The sequence below is a fragment of the Halobacteriovorax sp. RT-2-3 genome, from assembly GCF_047085075.1.
In the GTDB taxonomy this organism is placed as follows: domain Bacteria; phylum Bdellovibrionota; class Bacteriovoracia; order Bacteriovoracales; family Bacteriovoracaceae; genus Halobacteriovorax_A.
The window spans coordinates 186,600-206,454 of sequence record NZ_JBKIYF010000003.1 but is presented as its reverse complement, the minus strand read 5'-3'; the positions used below and the strand labels follow the sequence as shown (position 1 = coordinate 206,454).

At 36.1% G+C, this 19,855-nt stretch carries 19 protein-coding genes and 1 tRNA gene; 11 read left to right on the top strand and 9 right to left on the bottom strand.

Going from position 1 to position 19,855, the window contains the following annotated elements:
* Positions 1-8: 8 nt before the first annotated feature.
* Complete coding sequence (locus tag ACMAYX_RS11475) at positions 9-755, bottom strand: hypothetical protein (RefSeq protein WP_103218969.1); 747 nt, start codon at positions 753-755, stop codon at positions 9-11.
* 163 nt (positions 756-918) lie between these two features.
* On the opposite strand from ACMAYX_RS11475, the gene ACMAYX_RS11470 reads away from it, so the two are divergent.
* Entirely contained in the window at positions 919-1,563 is a 645-nt protein-coding gene (locus ACMAYX_RS11470) for a hypothetical protein (RefSeq protein ID WP_146037909.1), read from the top strand.
* Between the two features lie 21 nt (positions 1,564-1,584).
* On the opposite strand, the gene ACMAYX_RS11465 is transcribed toward ACMAYX_RS11470, so the two are convergent.
* Positions 1,585-2,013: a hypothetical protein gene (locus ACMAYX_RS11465; protein ID WP_103218971.1), complete on the bottom strand. Its 429-nt coding sequence runs from the start codon at positions 2,011-2,013 to the stop codon at positions 1,585-1,587.
* A gap of 258 nt (positions 2,014-2,271) precedes the next feature.
* On the opposite strand from ACMAYX_RS11465, the gene ACMAYX_RS11460 reads away from it, so the two are divergent.
* Together ACMAYX_RS11460 and ACMAYX_RS11455 are read left to right on the top strand one after the other, a co-directional pair.
* Complete coding sequence (locus ACMAYX_RS11460) at positions 2,272-3,168, top strand: YihY/virulence factor BrkB family protein (RefSeq protein ID WP_412462978.1); 897 nt, start codon at positions 2,272-2,274, stop codon at positions 3,166-3,168.
* On the top strand, positions 3,165-4,595 hold the full coding sequence (locus tag ACMAYX_RS11455; RefSeq protein ID WP_412469926.1) for a hypothetical protein: 1,431 nt from the start codon (positions 3,165-3,167) through the stop codon (positions 4,593-4,595). Before ACMAYX_RS11460 ends, ACMAYX_RS11455 begins: the two co-directional genes overlap by 4 nt.
* Here ACMAYX_RS11455 and ACMAYX_RS11450 read toward each other — a convergent pair.
* From ACMAYX_RS11450 to ACMAYX_RS11435, 4 genes are read right to left on the bottom strand one after another with little or no spacing between them, the layout of a single operon-like run.
* Positions 4,588-5,436, bottom strand: a complete 849-nt coding sequence (locus ACMAYX_RS11450; RefSeq protein ID WP_392990823.1) for a class II glutamine amidotransferase — start codon at positions 5,434-5,436, stop codon at positions 4,588-4,590. The genes ACMAYX_RS11455 and ACMAYX_RS11450 overlap by 8 nt on opposite strands.
* 32 nt (positions 5,437-5,468) lie before the next feature.
* Positions 5,469-6,077 (bottom strand): TetR/AcrR family transcriptional regulator, encoded by a 609-nt coding sequence (locus ACMAYX_RS11445; RefSeq protein ID WP_103218975.1) that lies wholly within the window; start codon positions 6,075-6,077, stop codon positions 5,469-5,471.
* Positions 6,077-9,271 carry an efflux RND transporter permease subunit gene (locus tag ACMAYX_RS11440; protein ID WP_412462976.1) on the bottom strand — a complete coding sequence of 1,065 codons (3,195 nt, stop codon included), beginning with the start codon at positions 9,269-9,271 and terminating at the stop codon, positions 6,077-6,079. Before ACMAYX_RS11440 ends, ACMAYX_RS11445 begins: the two co-directional genes overlap by 1 nt.
* Positions 9,268-10,752: a TolC family protein gene (locus ACMAYX_RS11435; RefSeq protein ID WP_392990827.1), complete on the bottom strand. Its 1,485-nt coding sequence runs from the start codon at positions 10,750-10,752 to the stop codon at positions 9,268-9,270. Before ACMAYX_RS11435 ends, ACMAYX_RS11440 begins: the two co-directional genes overlap by 4 nt.
* Positions 10,753-11,144: 392 nt before the next feature.
* On the opposite strand from ACMAYX_RS11435, the gene ACMAYX_RS11430 reads away from it, so the two are divergent.
* The 5 genes from ACMAYX_RS11430 to ACMAYX_RS11410 all read left to right on the top strand — a co-directional run bounded on the left by ACMAYX_RS11430 (position 11,145) and on the right by ACMAYX_RS11410 (position 15,815).
* A complete protein-coding gene (locus ACMAYX_RS11430) occupies positions 11,145-11,663 on the top strand; it encodes a YkgJ family cysteine cluster protein (RefSeq protein WP_412462975.1) in 519 nt (172 codons plus the stop codon).
* A gap of 12 nt (positions 11,664-11,675) precedes the next feature.
* Positions 11,676-12,314 carry a class I SAM-dependent methyltransferase gene (locus ACMAYX_RS11425; protein ID WP_103218979.1) on the top strand — a complete coding sequence of 213 codons (639 nt, stop codon included), beginning with the start codon at positions 11,676-11,678 and terminating at the stop codon, positions 12,312-12,314.
* Positions 12,314-12,646 (top strand): arsenate reductase family protein, encoded by a 333-nt coding sequence (locus ACMAYX_RS11420; protein WP_233189733.1) that lies wholly within the window; start codon positions 12,314-12,316, stop codon positions 12,644-12,646. Before ACMAYX_RS11425 ends, ACMAYX_RS11420 begins: the two co-directional genes overlap by 1 nt.
* 3 nt (positions 12,647-12,649) lie before the next feature.
* Positions 12,650-13,381 (top strand): tRNA-uridine aminocarboxypropyltransferase, encoded by a 732-nt coding sequence (locus ACMAYX_RS11415; RefSeq protein WP_103218981.1) that lies wholly within the window; start codon positions 12,650-12,652, stop codon positions 13,379-13,381.
* 127 nt (positions 13,382-13,508) lie between these two features.
* On the top strand, positions 13,509-15,815 hold the full coding sequence (locus ACMAYX_RS11410) for a hypothetical protein (RefSeq protein ID WP_412469925.1): 2,307 nt from the start codon (positions 13,509-13,511) through the stop codon (positions 15,813-15,815).
* Between the two features lie 2 nt (positions 15,816-15,817).
* On the opposite strand, the gene ACMAYX_RS11405 is transcribed toward ACMAYX_RS11410, so the two are convergent.
* The 3 genes from ACMAYX_RS11405 to ACMAYX_RS11395 form a co-directional block, all read right to left on the bottom strand.
* Positions 15,818-16,189 carry a hypothetical protein gene (locus ACMAYX_RS11405; RefSeq protein WP_392990832.1) on the bottom strand — a complete coding sequence of 124 codons (372 nt, stop codon included), beginning with the start codon at positions 16,187-16,189 and terminating at the stop codon, positions 15,818-15,820.
* Positions 16,190-16,271: 82 nt separating this feature from the next.
* Positions 16,272-16,910, bottom strand: a complete 639-nt coding sequence (locus ACMAYX_RS11400) for a hypothetical protein (protein WP_412462973.1) — start codon at positions 16,908-16,910, stop codon at positions 16,272-16,274.
* Positions 16,911-16,929: 19 nt separating this feature from the next.
* Positions 16,930-17,006 (bottom strand) — tRNA-Arg (locus ACMAYX_RS11395).
* Positions 17,007-17,121: 115 nt separating this feature from the next.
* Between ACMAYX_RS11395 and rsgA the strand changes: the two genes are divergently transcribed.
* The 3 genes from rsgA (at position 17,122) to ACMAYX_RS11380 (ending at position 19,837) form a co-directional block, all read left to right on the top strand.
* Positions 17,122-18,108: a ribosome small subunit-dependent GTPase A gene (gene rsgA / locus ACMAYX_RS11390; protein WP_412470901.1), complete on the top strand. Its 987-nt coding sequence runs from the start codon at positions 17,122-17,124 to the stop codon at positions 18,106-18,108.
* Between the two features lie 133 nt (positions 18,109-18,241).
* Positions 18,242-18,703 (top strand): PilZ domain-containing protein, encoded by a 462-nt coding sequence (locus tag ACMAYX_RS11385; RefSeq protein ID WP_103218986.1) that lies wholly within the window; start codon positions 18,242-18,244, stop codon positions 18,701-18,703.
* Positions 18,704-18,748: 45 nt separating this feature from the next.
* Positions 18,749-19,837, top strand: a complete 1,089-nt coding sequence (locus ACMAYX_RS11380) for a hypothetical protein (protein WP_103218987.1) — start codon at positions 18,749-18,751, stop codon at positions 19,835-19,837.
* Positions 19,838-19,855 lie beyond the last annotated feature (18 nt).

Genomic DNA, 19,855 nt, shown 5'->3' with positions numbered 1-19,855 from the left:
GCCTTTTTTTATCTTGATAATGCTTTAATTAGTGTTGCAAGAACTGACTCTTGAAGCTTTGTTATTTGACCAATATTGGCCATAATAATAAATGGACTCTTTAGAATATTTCCACAAATAGTTAATTCACCCTTTTCTTCACTGTATTCTACAATTTGAAAAGCATTTACGAATTCTTCTTCAAAGTGTTTCATTAACTTTGCTTCAAATTCTTTTCCCTTAACTGGGTTTGGTTTTTTGTCCCCATCAATCGTTATGTGAACGAGTGCCTTTTTATCGCTATTTTTTGAAACGTCTTCGATATCATTATAGATAAGCTTTAGATTATTAGCACCTAGGTTGATTTTGAAAATATGCCACAGTTCTTCGAAAAAGGCAGTTCTATCATTTGGCCATAGAGCTTTTAGGTGATCCACTACTTCGAATAGCTCTTCTAGTAGAACAATATTATTTTGCAAAATCCAGTTACTTGAAATCTTATCAAATACTTGTTTTAGTTTATCGTTTGATTCTGCTTCAAATTGTTCAGAGCTTTCAAAAAAATTATTTCCTTCATGTAGTGGAGTGTACTTTGATTCTTTCTTTAGAAAGTTATGGACAACCTCTTCTTCTAATAATTCAGGAGAATAAAAGATGCAGTCAAATTTCTCTTCAGATACTTCTGACACGTCAGCAATCTTGCTTTTTGTGTTGCTATTTAAATCTCTGATAATAATTTGATTCTGATTTTTAATAAAACCAATCTGGCGTTGCATTATGTCCCCTCTGTGTGTCCTATTGCAAAATATTATCGAATTAGTCGAGCATACGTCAATCTTCTAGGCCCTCGAGGATATTGTTTGTCGCTGTTTTTGACGAAATAGGGGAATAAAAGAGCATGGGGATGTTGGAATTTGAACTCGATGATATAATTAACATATGTTGTCATTAAAATTGATGATTGGCCTATGTCCGATCTTATTATTTTCAACAAATAGTATTGCTCAGGATGCCTGGCTTCTCGATGATTTTTATACACAAGGTAGCAAAAAGGAAGAGAAGAAGAGAGCTAAAACTCATTACAAGAAAGATTCCGCACTTTACCAAATTGATATAAATGGCGACATTGTAAGAGAGTATATTGGAACCTCAATTGTTGATGGTATCCCGACTTTACAGATTTATGATGTTCAAAAAAGATTAATTTTTAGTTATCGATTTCCAATTTCAGGATTTAATTCTCACATCTATCGAATTAAAAGAAGAAAGATTTCAGAAAATAAAACAGCAACACTCTTTTACCAATTTAATGGTAATACTAACTATATCAATACATATGGTTCTTCCAATTTATGGGGTATCGTAGTTGAGAATGGAAAATTAGATAATATTAAAATTCATAACTTCGGACAAATTTGGCAAGAGAACAAAGATAATTATGGCCTTTATAAGAGGGCGCATTTAGTTAACTTTATGGATGTTAATAATGATGGACAACTAGATGTCGTTATCTCTAGTGGTTCAGTCTATAAGGCTTACTCCCATGTTAATGGGAGTAAGTGGTCTCAAACATATAAAAAATAAATTGGTTCTTTTTTAGGATTTTTACGAAGCTTTCTTAACTTCGTCTTTCTCTTTTGTACTTCTCTTATCTGAGAGGTGAGTTACATTTGAATGATCAGTAGTCTCTTCACGCTTTAGGTTATTAGCGTAAGAATCTTTGTTCGCTCTGAAGAATGTATAAGCACTAACTGCAATTGGAAGTAGAATAAAGAAAAGGTAAAGTAAGCTTTCTGAGGCATTACTTTCTGTATAACTTTCTACTTTTAAAAGTTCTGGGCTATGTACTCTTTCTGTTTTTGCTGTAGAGGGTTTTCTCGTTGGAGAGAAGTCATATCCTTTTGCTTTTGAAGGTTCAACTTCTTTATATTCTTCGATTGAAGAAGTATATGTATCTTCTACCGCTGGTTTTCTTGCAAAAGAAAATTGTGACGATAAATACATTAATGAAATTGCGATAATTAACTTACTCATTATTTTCTCCATCCTAGAAGTGACCAGGGCCACCTTAGTATTTTACCACCATTTTAAAAGCAGTTTGAGATGGTAATCTTTGACCATCAGCTAATCATACTTATCGGCTAACTTTTGTAGGTACTTAAAATTGCGGAAAAAAAAAGAATGAACAAACTAAAATTCAGGGATTTATAACCGATGAATATATATAGGAATCGATGAAAAGAAGAGAAAGGGAGTCAGGTATTCGTACCTGAATAGCAAATGAAAAAATATATGAACGCCGTTAGGCTCGATCCTGACAAAATTGAAAAAGACTTTCTTGAATTTTGTAAGACATTCGTACTTCGCTTAATTGCCTCAATTTTTTTATTTAAAAAGAGAAAAGGAGAAGTACTGGCCGGTGCAACAACTTTCTTTACGATCTTAAGTTTTGGCCCGGCGATCATGATTCTTATCTCAATTATTGGTGCTTATCTAGGTGATAGTGATACGGCAAAAGAACATATCATTTCAATGATCTTTTCAAATTTTCCACAAATTGATACTTCTGTCTTAAATGCTATTAAGCATCTAGTAGAAGAGCAGGTAAAGGGCTCATTTGTGGACTGGCATCAGCTTGGTCTTTGGTTCTTTGCTTGTTTAGGTATTAGTACTTCATTTATTTTTGGAATTAATACTCTTTCAAAAGTGGATATTGACGGGGGAATGATTCAAGATGATCTAAGATCTGCTATTTTTGGTGTTGTCTTAGCTCTCTTTTTTCTAATCGTTTCATTTTTGATGGAAAAGAATGTGATTGTTGGTTTGTTATCAAATGTAACAAAACACTCAAATGAACTTTATTATCTTATTGAATTGCTCTTGTTACCATTTACAATTACAACCTTTGCTCTTGTATATAAGGTCTCAGCACAAATCAAGGTTAGCTATAAAGATGCGCTCTGTGGTGCATGCGTATTTGTTATGTGCTTCTTCATCGGCAAATCGACTTATTGGGTTTATCTTAAGTATTTTAAAGATGATTTAGTTAGTGACTACGGAAGTTTTTATAACCTACTCGTAGCAATGATTTGGGTTTATTATATTATATGTTCCTTCTATTTAGGGGCCTGTTATACTTATGTGCCTAAGATTAAGATTTTCGATGGCAAGAAAAGAGGTAAGCGTTGATTAAAGAAGATGTCATTCTATTGATGTGCCATGAAATATGTGAGGATTTACATATTGATAAGGTACTTCGAAAGAATTTCTTTGCTTATTTCTATTCATGGTCTTTTAGCTCCTATAATCAAGTTGAAAAAATTATTAATGAAATTGATGAAGATCAATCCTTTTACAATCGATGGAAAAGCTCATTCAAATATATCAATGCTAAGTTTACTTATGAGGAAAAGAAGCAGATTTTCTTTCGCCTTTTTGACGTATTTAGTACGAAGATTAGAAATAAGAAAGCGCCAAATGTATTACGTGAAGCTTATGAACATCTAGAGATTAAAGAAGAAGATCTTGAATATATCAGAGATGGATTTTATCGTACCCATTACTTTAATAGAGCAGGACTTAGAGATTACTCAAATGCCTTATTGTTCTCATTAATGATCTCATATTCTAATGATGGTGTTTTGGATCAAGCTGAATTTGAAAGCCTTCGAAATATTTTACGTCATATTAGTGGACACATGCCAAAGGTTCCAATCCATTCATTTGATATTAAGAATGTTTTGGCAGTAAATGCATATTCTAAAGATGAAATTCTAAAGATGCGTAATGAAGTCATTGCCGCTGTAAAGTCTGATGGCGAAGTAAATAAAAGGGAAATTGCAGCTGTTAAATCAGTTATTAAGAAGATGCATCTCGGTGAGTTTCACGACGATAGCTGGAAAGTTGTCTCTCCATTTATTTCTTTGATTGTCCTTCTCGCAGATCACGAATTAACTGAAAAAGAAGAAGAGTGGTTTTTTGATAACTACGATGCGAACTTCGTCGTTAATAATATAGAACAGGTATTTTGGCTCTTTAGTGTCCTTATTCAAGTACCAACTGTCTTTAAGAAAAATCGTAAATTTATACGTAAAATATGGCACGAAGAGAAACCGCTTTACGATATGGCCAATATGCTATTTCTAACTTTTGCGAAACACTTCTTAAGATTAGATGAGAATAGACTGACAACTTTTTCTGATTTTATTAAATCTGGAAGAAAGAAAGGGATTGTTGAGGGTATCGATGAAATCTTATCAGGTAAGGTCGTAGAAGAAGAGATTCTTCTGATAATTAATCTTGTTTTAAATGATCGTTATGACCTTGAAAAAATCAATGGCTTTTTAAATAAGAAGTACATTGAAAGGGTTTTCAAAGGTATTAAGAAAGAAGATTCAAAGCTTAAGTATCTCGCAATTTGTCATATCTTATTTGCTGATGAAGCTATTGATGGGAATGAGTACAAGGCCCTTTGGGAAGCATTTGCTACATCGCGATTAAACCCTCAGATGCTCCAATCTGTTATTTATGATTACTCGATCAGTAGAATGAAGGTATATAAAATGGATGATTACCATGAGTACTTAAACTCGGGGAAATTCTATCGAGCTATCTAAGGCTTTTGTTAAATAATCTCATTTTAAAATCTACACCCATAATTTCCATAGGCTTAAGATCAATCCAAATATTGTCACCAGATAGTGGCTCACTTGAAAAGATTAGATGGTTTACAAAACCTGTCTTAGTTGGTGCCTCACATTCTGGGGAAAAACTACTACAGGTATCTCGATCGAGACATTTATTCTTATATGTAGAATAGTAAAGCTTTTTACCACCATTAAAGGCAAGCATAAGGTTTCCATTTGTTAAGATAAATGAAATGAAGTTATCTGTTGGTGGAGCTTTTGGATCAAAGTTCAATTCGCCAATAATTTCAATAAGCTCATCAATTGCACTGTTGATAATATTTGTGACAAATTCGATATCAATTTCTTCTTCACTTAAGTTGATCTCTTTTGAGATCTTTGAAAGGAGAAAGTAGAAGAGAACCTCACTGTCAGTTGTCCCTAAAATAAATTTTTGAAAATACTCTGGGATATGTGAAAGAATCTTGTCACGACACTCATCAAAATTTTTAATATTTCCATTGTGTGCGAAGGTCCAATGCCCATATTGAAATGGGTGAGTGTTAAGAATATTAGTCTCTCCAATGGTGGCCTTTCGAATATGTCCAAGTACGGTTTGTGATGAAACTACACCAGAAACCTTTTTGAAGATCTTATCTTCGAGTGCAGCACAAGTAGATTTGATAATATGTGGTGAGTTTCTTACATAGTAGGCAACGCCCCAACCATGTGGGTGTTCTCGACTTTGTACCTCAAGGGCATTGTCAGCCTGAACAAGGCTTTGGTGAACTTGACTTAATATAACTGATCTAAATCCAAATAATCGACACATAGAAAAAATTCCTTCTATGTGTCTGATCGGATTTATCTAATAAAATTTAAAGTTGAACGAACATTTCTTTTAATAGACTCAATTTTTTCCTCTTCAGAGAAATTGCAGACCTTTTCTTTCATGAGTTTGATAAAAGAAGACTGGGCAACAAGAGAAATAATGATGATATTATGCATGATATTTCTAGCGGCCCAGATGAGCTTTTCTTCATCACCAGAATAATTAATTTCTTTCTGAATCAGTTCCATTAAAACATGTGTCCCAGGAGGCCCCATTGGTTCCTCTAGGCATGTTGGAGGCATAATTGCTTCATCCAGTGGAAGTGTATTCATAAGAAAGAGTTTCATGGAATTAAAGAAAGTATTACTTTCATCCATGAAGTATTTGTAGATTTCAATGGCCAGGTCTTCAGTTGAAGAAATCTGTCCTTTGATCTCGTCTAGCTTATCACGCATACGTAAAACGTTTTCATTTAATACTTCTGCATAAAGTCCAGCTTTTGATTTAAAGTGGTAATTTATTGCAGAAACATTCGCATCTGCTTCCTTTGCAATGTCACGAATTGAAGTATTATCATAACCGCGGTCGGCAAAAAGCCGACTCGCAGTTGCTAAAATTAAATCTCTAGTTGTCTTGCTCATTATACTTCTACCTCTTTCGTCTCTACGATCTCAGTAGGAGCTTCTTCATTATTTGATTGAGCTGTGTTTCCTTTCTTGAAAATCTTATTCGAAATTCTATCCGTAAACTCAACAAAGTCTTCAATAATTGCGTAAGCACATGGAATGAAGATAAGAGTCATAATTGTTCCCGAAGTTAGCCCCCATGCCATCGACATCGTCATTGGAACAAGCATGGCATCTGAACCACCAATTCCGTAAGCTGTCGGTAATAGTCCCGATACAGTCGTAAGAGAAGTAACAAGTACAGCTCTCAAACGTAAGCCAGAAGCTTTAACAAGAATTTCATTTAAACTAAGTTTTCCTTCTGCTCTTAACTCATCAATGAAGCTGATTAGAACAATACCTGAGTTTACGATAATCCCAGCTAGACCAATAATACCAATTAAGGCAAGGAAGCTGATTGGACGTGAACGATCAGGGTAACCACTAAGGATTGGCGTCGCAAAGGCAATTGAGAAACCAATAAATCCAAGAGGGATTGTCATCATAATGATCATTGGACGAAGAAAACTCTTAAACAGGAATACAAGAATTGCAAAAATAGCAATAATTGCAAGGACACCTGCTTGAGCGAGTGACTCCAGTGATTCTTTCGTACTTTCTGCGGCACCACCAAAGCGTAGTGAAACACCTGGATATTTAGCTGAAACCTTATCAAAGATCTGCTTTAGCTTGATATTTGCCATTGCAGATGTCGCATTAATATTATCAACAGAGCCAATTAGTGTTTTAGACCTTTTGAAGTCATAACGTTTAACATTTGGAGTACCATTCTCTTTACGAATTTTGGCAAATGACTTTAGTGGAATAAGGTTTCCACGATTATCCATAACTTGAATGTTAAGAATATCATTTGGTTTACCTCTAAGTGCTTTCTTAAAGCGTACTTCAAGGTCTACATCCTTATTATCTAATGTTACAGTACTTGCAATACTTCCTGCGATAGCTGCTCTAATGGCCGTACCAATTTGAGAAGCTGATACACCTAGCTGATCTGCACGAACATAGTCGATATCTACGTAAACTTCTTCATCACCGTATACATCATCAGTTTTTAGATCAAGAATTCCATCGATCTTTCCTAGCTCTCCTGAAATCTCACCAATGATTGCATCAAGTTGATCAAAACTATTTGCTCTGAATGTACCTTGAATATCTTCACCAACAGGTGGACCGTTAACTTGAGATTCAAATGTTAATGACTTAAGTCCTTCAACTTTAATTTCACGAAGTTTCTTAAGCATCTGCGTTTCAGCAATATTAAATTTTGCATAATCATTTACGTAAATGAATAGTAGACCTACGTTATTACCTTCTTTATCTTTTGGATCAGAGAAACCAATAGCAGCTTTCCCCGAGAAACCAACGATATGCTTAGCTTGGTCACCGATCTTTTCTTTGATCTTACGACTTACTTCAAGCATATATTCTTCTGTCTTCTCAACAGGAGTTCCTCTTTTAGCTTCAAAGCGAGAAAGGTAAATTTCTGTTTGATCTGCTGGAAAGAGAATAAATTTATTACCAACGGCCATGAAAACAAGTGAGCCGATAATAATAGTTGTAAAGAAAAATGCTGAAATATAGCGGTGTCTAATCGCGATAGTCATTAACGATTCAAACTTTGCTTGAAACTTAGTAAACCAGTCTGCTTTCTTTTCTGTACCAGTCTTCTTTGCTGAACCTGAGTACTTTGCAAGTCTCATTGGAAGTAAGAAGAATGATTCAACTAATGAAAGAATCAGAGAAACAGTTACGATGATTGGAATCGCCATAATAAATTGTCCCATGATCCCTTTCGTTACTAGCATTGGGATGAAGGCCGCAATCGTTGTCATCGCTGTTCCCGTAATTGGAAGCCAAAGAGACTTAACACTTGAAAGGGCTGCTTCTTTAGCACTATATCCTTCTTCATTCATTAGACGAGTGAAGTTTTCACTGATAACAACACTGTTATCAACAAGCATACCTAGAGCAATAACTAGCGCTAGAACTGTCATCGCATTTAGTGTCAGTCCATAATCTGGCATAAACCCAAGAGTACCGAATACAGCAAGTGGTAGAGACATACTTGCTAGAAGTCCAATACGTCCAGGAAGGAAAATAAATAAGAAGAAGATTACAAGCAGTAGACCTGAAACTGCGTTGGAAGCTAGTACTTCAAGTTTGTTAACAACTTTTAATTCTTCGTTGTTGTATACATAGAACTTGTACTCAGGATAGCGTTTTTCAAACTTCTCCATATGAGCTTTAATCTCTTCAACCATCGCGATTGTGTCTTCACCTGATTTTTTAGAGATTGTGATAAGAGTCGCTTCTTCACCATTGTATGAAGTGATTACTTTCTTTTCTTCTTTTCCATCGATTACTTGAGCAACATCTTCTAAAAAGATATTTGCCCCAGAAAAGTTCGAACGAATAAGAATATTTTTAAGCTCTTCAACATTTCTAACTTTTGCTTCAATACGAACAAGTTTTTGGTCATTGTCAGTTTTAAGTGTACCACCTGGAACGTTCACATTTCTAAGACGTAGTTTATTTAAAACCTCGTCGATACCAATGTGTTGTCTTTCAAGTTTTTGAAGATCTAGAATGATTTCAAATTTTCTCTTTGCAAAGCCATCAAGTGTTACGCCTTTTACGGCCTTGATATCTTCAATATCTTCTTTAAGAATATCTGCTACTTCATCTCTTTCTCTGACGTTGTTTGGTCCAACAAGAGCAATTTGATAAACTGGAATTTCATCCGAAGCAATTTCTTGGAAGAGCGGTGCATCTTGTAGATCTTGTGGAAGATCAGATACACGATCGACTGCCTTTTGTAGATCACTCATTACATCATCAACACTGTCAACATTATCCATATCAACGCGGATGATAATTTTAGATAAACCTGCTTGAGAAGTTGACTTAACGTCTTTTACTCCAGAAACAGTTCTAATTTCATCTTCAATCGGTTTTGTAATTTTAATTTCAATATCATTTGCTGAAGCACCATCATAAATTGTCGTTACGACTGCTGTAGCAAAGGAAACTGTTGGGTATGATTCTGATGTCATTTTGTTTAATCCCATTAATCCATAGATTAAAAGGAAAAACGTAACAACGATCGTAAACTTATGATTCTCTATAAAGAATTTTGATAATTGATTCATAGCTTAACTCTTCTATTTAACTTACACGGTGTTTGGTTGAAAACTGTGAAGTAATTGATAATAGTTTCTATTACTTGATACTTTGTACTAACTTCATCAAGATTTGAGTTTAAAAGTTGGTTCTCATCGATCAAGAGGTCTTGTGATGTAACACGGGCCTGTTTAAACTTTCTCTTAGAGTCTTTTAATGTTTCTCTTAGGTGAACTTCATTTCTTTTTTGAGCTCTAATAACATTTTGTAGTGTTAGTACTGATCGAAGTGTTTGTGCATGGAACGCATCGAGCTTTCCTTTCACTTCTTGTGCTTGAGCAAGGTTTTGACGTTTGATAATTTTGTCTTGAATCTCTCTTGTCTTATCCTTTTCTCCACCAATCGGCATAGTCCATTGAATACCAACTGAAAAACGATTATCTCCATTGTCAGTCATTTCTTGAAAACTATTTGAGTAACTATACTCTTTTCCAACAACTTCAAATTGAGTCGTTAGTTTTAGATCCGATTTGTCGTAGTTATTATTAACTTTTTGAGAAAGTTCTAAATCTTTTTGAAGTAGTCCAAGAACTTCATCATATTCAGTATACTCAAGTGGTAGGGAAGACGAGTGTTGAGCAATAGTTTGAGTACAACCCATAACTTCTTCAACCGTACTATCAAGATCATAAGATTCTAATTGTACTGTCTTACCACCTAGCTTTTCAGGAAAGAGAGACTTAAGTGTTTTAAGTAATTCATTTCTTTCAAACTCAAGTAGATATAGCTGGCCATTACGAGCTTCAACCTGAGAGCTAATACGTGAAAGATCACCTTTGTCAGCGATATTACTGCGGTATCTCTTCTTTGTGTCTTTTTCTAGCTCTTTTGTTGTTTTTAGAAGTGCCTTAGCAATCTTAGTTGATTCGTTATTTGCTACAATTTTCCAATATAGCTTTCTTACTTCCTGAATAAATGCATGTGAAGAAATTGTTCTTTGTCTCTTTGCAATCTCTTCTTGAACCATAAGGCTTGCGTCCTGTGCTCTTGAAGTTGAACCTAGGAAATCCTTGTAGATATCTAAAGCTAAGAATGCACCTGCAGAAGAAGTCGTTCCATCTTTTACGAAATTATTTGAGTATTGATTTGCATTAACCAAGACTCCGTAAGAAAGACCGTATTTAGAATTCTTACTTAATTTCATTTGGAAATCTGCTAGTGGAGAGGTTACCGGAATAAACTGTGCAAAAGATTTCTCTTTCGTTTCTTGATAATTAGCTTGAGCATCTAATTTGAAACCAAAGTTTTCATCATACTTTGCTCTTTCTTGTTTCTTGGCAAGTTCCTCTAATGAGATCCTTAATTGATTAAAGTTTTCTTCCTCGGCCCAGGCAATGAGCTTATCCTCACTGAGCAGGACAGGAAGGGAATTGGCCCAACTAAATGAAGTGCCAGTAATCAGTACCATGAGGACTGAGAAGTTGAGTCCGTGGCGTAAGTACTCTTTCATAATAAAATTACTCCCTTATATATTCAAACAATTGTTTGATTCAAACGCTTGTTTGAAATTTACTATAATTTGGTTTAACTGCCAAACACTTTTATGGCCGAACATTTTCACTTTATAAATGAACATTGTTGCCTAGCGATAAGCTTAAGTTGAGCTTTAGAATATAATAGTGATAGAGAGTTAGCCGTGACCAGGAGGTCGAGCTGAATTATCCGCAAAGAGCACTTGAAACTTTTAAGAAATACTCACAATTAAATGAGTTTAGAGAGTTTTATATTTCTGTCTATAAGCGCCTACAAAAGAGGGCTGGCCCTATTGAGAGGGTTCAGCTTTCTCATGAAATCATTGATCATTATACGAATGAAGCTAAGTCAGATCCTGTTGCCGCAGCAATGATTTCTTGTCGGAAGGGTTGCTCTGCCTGTTGCCATACTCAAGTATCCGTAAATAAAGATGAGGCGGAGCTGTTGGCCACGCGAATTTTGGAAGATGGAATAAGGGTTGATGTTGAATTACTGGCGATCCAATATGCTGCTGGAAATGATTCTGCTGCTTGGTTTTCAATTCCTTATAAGCAAAGGGGCTGTGTATTCTTAGATGATAAGGGTACTTGCCGTGTTTACTCAGATCGACCTAGTGTGTGTCGCACGAATTATGTCATAAGTGATGCAAAACATTGTGATACATCAAATGGTGAGTTTGCTACGATTAGAATCCTCAAGACTAGTAAGGCCGATTTTGTAACGATGGCGGCTTTTAATCTCAGTTCGCAAGGTGGCGCATTACCTCAAATGCTTGTTGAGTCTCTAAATAAATTAGGGGAACAAAAATTATCTAAATCAATGAAGAAGAACTTCAAGAAGAATAGCTTTAAAAGGCTAAAAGAGCTTTTCATTAGTGGTGCGATGTAATAAAAATATTTCATGCACTGTCCATTATGTCATAGTAACTCAATTCATTTATACGCGAATACTTTAGGTAGTGATTATTTTGAATGTAAGAATTGTTCTTACGTTTTTAAAGATCGTTCTAAATTGCTTAATAGTGAAATTGAAAAATCTCGCTACGATACTCATGAAAATAATTGTGAAGATCAAGGATATATTGATTTCTTGAATCGATTAATCCTGCCTTTAAGTGAAAGATTATCTGAAAATAGTCGTGGATTAGACTTTGGCTGTGGACCAGGGCCTACGATTTCTAAAGAAATGAAAAAGCGTGGGCATCATGTTGAAGACTACGACATTTACTATGCAAATAGACCTGAGCTTTTGGAAAAACAGTACGACTTTGTTACTTCTACAGAAGTGTGGGAGCATTTCTATGAGCCAGCAAAAGATATTAAGAAGTGCTGGGATCTTGTAAAACCAGGTGGTCACTTAGGAGTGATGACTTACTTTATCCCTGAAGAAAAAGAGAAGTTCTCTAACTGGTGGTATCTACGTGACGAGACTCATGTTGGTTTTTACAACGAAGAAGTCTTTCGATATATTGCTAAGGAACTTGGGGCGAGCTTAGAGATTTTAAGTCGCCAGGTTGTTATTCTAAAAAAGGATTTATGATGAAAGTTTACGGAATAAAAAATTGCGATACTGTAAAAAAAGCTCTTAAGTACCTTGATGCAAAGGGTGTATCGTACGAGTTTATTGATTATAAAAAAACACCACCAACAAAAGATGATTTAAAGAGATGGGATGAAGCTTTTGGAGAGCTTCCTGCTAATAAGCGTGGACCAACTTTTAGAAAAATTAAAGAAGAATTTGAAGGAGCAACAAAGGCAAAGCAAATTTCTCTTCTTGTTGAAAATTCATCTGCAATAAAAAGACCTATTCTAGAAAAAGGTAAGAAAACTCTAAGAGGATTCTCACAGGAAGAGTGGGATCAGTTATTCTAATATATGCTTAAAGATTTAAAAGACACAAATTCATATCGCATAAAGTGTATGGGCTGTTCAAGGCCCAAAACACTTTGTGTATGTAGCCTTATCAAAACATCTCAAATTCGCTCTAAGATTGTCATTCTTATTCATCCAATGGAAGCAAAGAAAGAGAAGCTGGGTACAGGTCGTATAACTCATACTGGATTAGCTAATAGTGAACTAATCATGGGGATTGATTTTACTAATGATAAGAAGGTGAATGATCTTTTAAGTGATGAAAGATATTATCCAATGGTTCTCTATCCAGGTGAAGATGCTCTTAATATTTCTGCACCTTCAAACAAAGACATTGAATTACTAAAGAATAAAATTCCTTTGATCTTTGTGATCGATGGGACTTGGCCATGTGCTAAGAAAATGATGAAGCTTTCAACAAATATCAATGAGCTTCCTCGAATTTCTTTTTCTTCTGATAAAGAATCAGCATTCCTCATTAAGCACCAGCCTCATAAGCAAGCACTTTCAACTGTTGAGTCTGTACACGTCCTAGTGAAAGAATTAGGTAAGTATGGAGTCGAGGAGCTTGATGGTAATGAGGATACGATGATTGATGCCTTTAAGGTTATGGTTCAAAAGCAAATCGATATTGCCTCAGATCCTAATGTTCCCACTTATCGTGGACGTAAGATGGACAAGCAGAGGGTCGCTCTTGTGAGAGAGAAGAAAAACCGTTCATTTATTCTCAAATAACTCAATTTTTTGGCATTCCTAATCTTAGCTAAGTGGTTAATATTAAAGAGAATGCACTTAAGTTCCCGCTTTTTTAGGAACTCTTAAGGCCCTATAATAAAATATAAATTATTAAAGAGGGATTCTTATGAGAAGCTTAAACGTACTCAATAAATTATTAACGGCGACCATCATCTTCACGATGATTAATCTCAATATTGCAATTGATATCGAGCAAGCGCGCTTTAATATCACGGGCCAACAGGCGATGGCACAAAGTACACTTCCGAAAGAAGATCGTTCGATGTCAGGTGATGGGTCATTCAAATTAAAGAATGCACAAGAATCAGATAACGATAGTATGGCCCGCAAGCGTCAGCAAAATAGTGGGACCTATACGAAAGAAGAAGCAAGCGGTGGACTTGGAATTTTCAACAATCAACTTTTTGCTCCTCTTATTATGCTTACGATTGCATTCTTAGTTTCAAAAATCTGGTTATTCTTTAAACCAAGTAAGCCTTATGATGTTTATGCTGCTGCTTTAGGTGCAGGTATTTTATTAGTGAATGAACTAATGAGTGCCTTCAAACAAAATACTTCTCTTAAAGACCGAAAAGATCGAATTGAATATGAAGGACTTGATGAAGATGGACAAGTTGATGTTTCACAAAAACAAATGCTTGAAGAAGAGAAAGCGGCCCTAGAGGAAATCAAGGGGACAGCAGAAGATAAGTCAAAATATCAAAAAGCAGCTGCTGCGGCATTTGCTGTAGCATCTGGTATTGCATTTGTGCAAGGGAATGGAGAATTAGTTCAAGCACAGGCATGTGCTGCTGCTGTCAATGCGAGAGCTAAAACAATTATGGCCCTAGAAGGTGGTGCAGCTGCGTGTTTTAACACAACAGCGGCAGGTGCTAAAGCTCCGATGACTGCATGTGAAGCGACGGCCGTAACAACAGAGAATATTGAAGCCTTAAAATTACAACCAGGTGAATCAGCTACTCAGTACACTCTTTTAACTGAGCTAATTACGGTGAAAGAATCAAGTAAGCAGACATGTACATTGGGTGGAGACACATACGCAGCAACTCAAATAAAAGAATGTGAGGCCAAGATTAAGGCAACGACAAAAGCTGCCGCAGCGACTGGTCCTGGTGCAGCAGCGGCTGCAGCTCTTCTTGTTAAGTTAAATGCTGCTTATGCTACGATTCAAACAGCAAATGGAGCACTTGTAGGAACAAAAGCAACTCTTGAGTCAGCTTGTTTAATGCATACAAAAGAGACGGTAAAGAACTCAGGTCAATCGAAAGGGATTGATAAGGTTTCAGAAGCTAAACCAAGCGCAAAAGCAGGTTTCTACGCATCTCTTCTTTCCCTATTAATTAGTAAAGCTCAAGCCGGTAACTATGGAAGTCTAATTGGTGCCCTTGGTGGATTAATTGCTGCTTATAAATTACCTGTAGGTACTGCAATGGATACGTTTATGCTTTCAAGTATAAAAAGAGGGACTCTTTGGATTGCAATGAGTGGTACTTCTCTAGCTTCAGCAAAAGCAATGGAGAGTGAAGCGGATGCGATACAAAAGAATATTGATAAGATCGATGCTATCTTAGCAAAGTTTAGATCTGCTGATTCTGTGACTAGTGCTCAAGCAAAGACTCTACAAAAGAAAACGACAATGCTAAGTGCTTATACTCCTCAGCAAATTGGTGAACAAGTTGAATGTATTGGTGGTCTTCCAAAAATCGCGACTAATAACGGTTCAAAGGCGTGTCCAAACGCTAAAAAGTATATTGTAAGTGGAACAGATAAGTTAAATGCTGCTGGATTTAGTATGCCTGATAGCTTAGTGGGATCACTTGTAAATGCTGCAAACGGTATTCAAGATACTTCATCTGTTTCTCCAACTACGCAAGAGGCTTTTGATGCTCTTGGTTCATCTGCCAACGCTCTAAATAAGAAAGCAAATGCAGTTATGAAGAAAACACTAGAGCGTGCACAGAAGGCGAATAAGAAGAAGCCTGTTGCTAAGAACTTATTAGCTTCTTTTGGAAGAAAGTTTGGAGGCTTAAATAAGAGAGCAGGTGGAACAGGTGGCCTGATGTCTGCACTTCCATATCTTTCTCAACCAAACCAAGGTTCTAACTTTGGTAATGATGATGAAGAGGAAGAGCTACAAGATGGACTAGCAGTTGATGCAAAAGGTGGGAAAGGTCTTGATGCAGCTGGCGCGGCCAATAATGGTGGTTTTAAATTTGACTTTGGAGAGGGAGCTGCAGATCAATATGCGCTTCAGAAGAATTCTGAATTTGCTGCCAATGCTGATGCCGTTGCTGCAATGGAAGAAGATGGTGAAGGTGAAATTATTGAAGATTCAAATGTCGATATTTGGCAGGCAATCTCTGTTCGTTATAAGAAAACAGCTTACGATAGATTATTAAAGCGAATTGAATAAGGCTAGAGGTCAATTTTTTTGATTCGCTTATCAATACCTAGATTTTTCTTACGATATTCTTCACCGAATTTCTTTGGACAATCGACTTCCTGATAAGAAAACAATTTCGTATCTTGGAAAAAGTAATGTGGTTTCTTTCCTTCATAAAACCATTGGGAATGAGACCACGAACTTACTTTGATTTCTGCTTCTTTACTCTTTTGATTAATAACGACATCATCCACTCTATAGATTGAGCTTGGAGAACGATTTGTTCCTGTGTAGCGATTATCTAATTCCTCTACACACGTATCAACATCATATGCCACATGATAGCTAGGTGAGCACGAAATAAAGAAAGAAATTGAAAGTAATGCTAGAGTGATTCGTTTCATGCACTACTTATCGTCAGCTCATGAAAATTCCTTTAACTGTCAAAGTTTCAATTAAGTAAATTTAATGGTTTAGACGATTAAATTAATTTAAATATCTTAAAAAGACACCCAGACCTAAATAAAAAGTGAAGTGAAACCCTAGCGATAGCAGATAGCCGCGATAGAAATATGAAATAAGATAGGCAAAGAGCACTCCTCCTGCAATTGACGGCAAGATAAAGTACAAGGCCTTAAGTCCAAATACATAGAATAGAGGCAGGTGGATTACTGCAAAGAATATCCCAAAATATTTTACACTATCTCTTCGATTATAGAATTTTAGATAATGTTCAATGAGAATATTGATTAGTAATTGCTGAAAAATAATATCTGCTGATTTTGAAACAAAAACATTCCAACTAAAAAGTGGAAAGATTATTTTCGAATTAATGATTTCAAATTTCTTAATAATTGAAATTGGAAAGATGTAATTAATTGAAAGCGCCATGGCCAAGAAGACTATGATTACTAGCAAGTAAGACTTTACGTGATCTTTCGAGATTTGAATTGAATTCGTTAAGTAATTGAAGATCAGGGCACTTGCAATGAAGAATGCCGAAGTAGCGGCCCAACCTGAATCATAGTCAATTCCATATGGTTTAAAGACTAGATTAATAATACCCATGATTAGGATCCAAAAGCATCCCACGATAATAGTAAATTTAAGAGATTGTTGTTTCATAGAAAGTCGTCGAAATAAATGGCGCACTCGTCAGGATTCGAACCTGAGACCGTTCGCTTAGAAGGCGAATGCTCTATCCAGCTGAGCTACGAGTGCGTACAGTGACTTTGTGTTCAGTTAAAATAATGGCACTCGCCACATTTGTCAATATAAGATGTAAAAATGTTGAAGAGATGGTAAAGTTTATAGAAAGTTTACACAGTGGAATTCTATGTCAGATAACGTATTAAAAGCTAAAATCATTCGCTCTCACCAGCGCGACTTCGATTGTCTCATCGATGAAACAAAGGAAGTAGTGAAGGCGACGGCACTTGGTAATCTCCTAAAAAAAGGAGAAACTCTAGTTGTTGGCGATAATGTTTGTTTAGATACGATAGCTGAAACTGGTGAATATATCATCAAGGAGGCCATGCCTCGTAAAAATGAGATCTTTAGAATTCTAGTCAGAACGTCAAAAAGAAAAGTTACTGCGGCCAATTGTGACTACTTGGTTATTGTTTCATCCGCTGCTAAGCCAAGATTTAAACGAGGAATTATCGATCGCTTTCTTGTGCGTGCTTTTCAGTGGGGTGTTGAGCCGATTATTGTCTTCAATAAGATGGATGGTTATGACCCAGAAGAATTTGATATTCAATATGAAATCCTGCGTTTGAAAGAGCTCGGTGTGAAGTATTTCGAGATTTGCGCCCTTGATAAGGACTATGAGACTCAATATCTTAAAGGTGGGATGAATGAGTTTAAAGAGGCCCTAAAGGGGAAGACGGCCCTTTTTGTTGGCCAGTCTGGTGTTGGGAAATCACAAACGATTTCTTGTTTATCAGATGGCGAAGTTGAGCTAAAGACTAAGCAGGTTGGAAAAGTTGGAAAGGGTTCACATACGACCACTTGGTCTGAGATTGTGGATCTTGGGGACTTCTATCTTATTGATTCTCCTGGAATTCGATCATTTTCACTAGATGATATTGACCCAGATGATCTAATGGAGCTATTCCCTGATTTGGAAGAGATTGCTCGTCACTGCCAATATTCAAATTGTAATCATGAGCCAGAGAACCGAGGTTGTGCATTTTTTAGCGAAGAGTACGATCCTGAAACTGAAGAGGGTTTAATGGTTCACTCTAGGCTTGAAACTTATCAACTGATTCACTCAGAGATTTCTTCGACACCATTTTGGCAGAAAAAGAAAAAATATCGATAAGTATCTAAATTTATTTAGTTTTTAATATTTGGACCTTCTTGCCTAGCGCAAGTTTTATCTCTTATTTACCTCATGATTTATGCCTTTTTGACGATAAGTCAGACAGCAAAAATATCTGTAATAAGGGGTAATAATGTCTGATAACAAAGTAATCAACTTCCAAGCAAAGAGAGAAGAGAATATCGAGAAGAAGCGTAGAAGCTTTGAGCGTATTTGCTTTAATAACTTTATGGGAGCTTACTCGGTAATTGAGTCAGATGGTTATTCTTATGCAATCAATATGGTTGATATCTCTCATGATGGACTTTCTTTCAATGTTCCGTGGACAGATAAAACAGATGCAAAGCTAAAAGAAGGGGATGAGCTAAAGCTTAAATTCTATTTTACAAAAGGATCATATATCCCTGTTATCGTTAAAATTCGTCACAGCGCACTAACTCAAGGTGCTGACGGTGTCACTTATATGCAATATGGTTGTGAGTTCGATAAATCGATGCACTCGTTCAAGGCCATGGAGCAATTCATCAACTTTATTTATGCATTCTCTGAGTATTCAGTAGTGGATAATGGAGAGATGAAATCTCTTTTTATTTAATGGTATCTAATTGTCATTAAGCCTTTAAGCTTATAAGATCGGGCCATGAAAATCGCGATTTTAGGTAGTGATAAGAAGGCCCTTGCCGCTTATCGTTTTTTTGAAGACTTAGGTGTCCACGTTAAAATTATTGGTCAAATTCCAACAGACTCGCAAGGAGAGTTTAGGGAAATCGCCCACCGTAATGTGGAAGTGATTCGTGTTCATAAGCGCTTTTTATCGCCGAACTCTGTCTTGGAGAGTCGCTCTCGTATGGCCGATACTTTTCGCGTCGTTTTTAAGGTAAATGCTACAACTGAAATTGAACGCCAAAAATTAGAAAACCCTGAAGTTTTTGAAAAGCTTGGTAAAGATGTTCTTGAATCATTAAAAAATTCGATTGAATCTTTTGAAGACTTTGATTTTATCTGTTACTCAAATGAGTTAACAATAGCAAATCCTATGGGTGCAGCTCAAGTTCATGCTCTTAATGAGCTTGCCCTTGCCGATGATGAAAGAATCACTTATCACAATGAACACCATGCTAGTCTTGAAGATATTAAAGCGACAAGAAATCTATGCTTAGTTGGAACTGGTATTGAGAATCTAAGGCTTCTAAGTCTAATAAAAGAAGATTATCTAAATGATCTAACAAAAACACTCCAGCTAATCACTGCTGAAGAAGTTCCTTTCGGGAATCTAACTTCAGCTCAGGTTAAAGAATATAAAGATGAAATTTCTCAATTTAGTGACCTTTTAGCAAAGGATCGCCAGCAATTTGACGAAGAGAAGAGAGAGTTTGAAGAAAAGATTATGCAGTGGAGATCTCTTGAGCCTCATATTAAGGCCAAAACTCCTACACCGGCTGAACCAAAGCCTAGGCTAATGATTTATAATAGTGCAGTCGTTTCTTCTGTTGATAAGCTTTTAGATCGTAAGGGTCTATTTGTTACGATTGAAGGCAGTGACCTACTTGGTGGAGCTGAACAGCTTAAGACTCTTGCTTGTGATCGAATTTGTGTTGATCAGGGTGTAAGTGTTGAGTCTAGTAAAGTTAGGGGCCTAGCAATGGATGAAGAAGGCTTCTATCCTCTTCATGCAATGACGTTAGATGAAATTAAAGAAAATATGTTAAGATATTTCTCTAAGCAATAATTAAAAAATAGGTTTTAT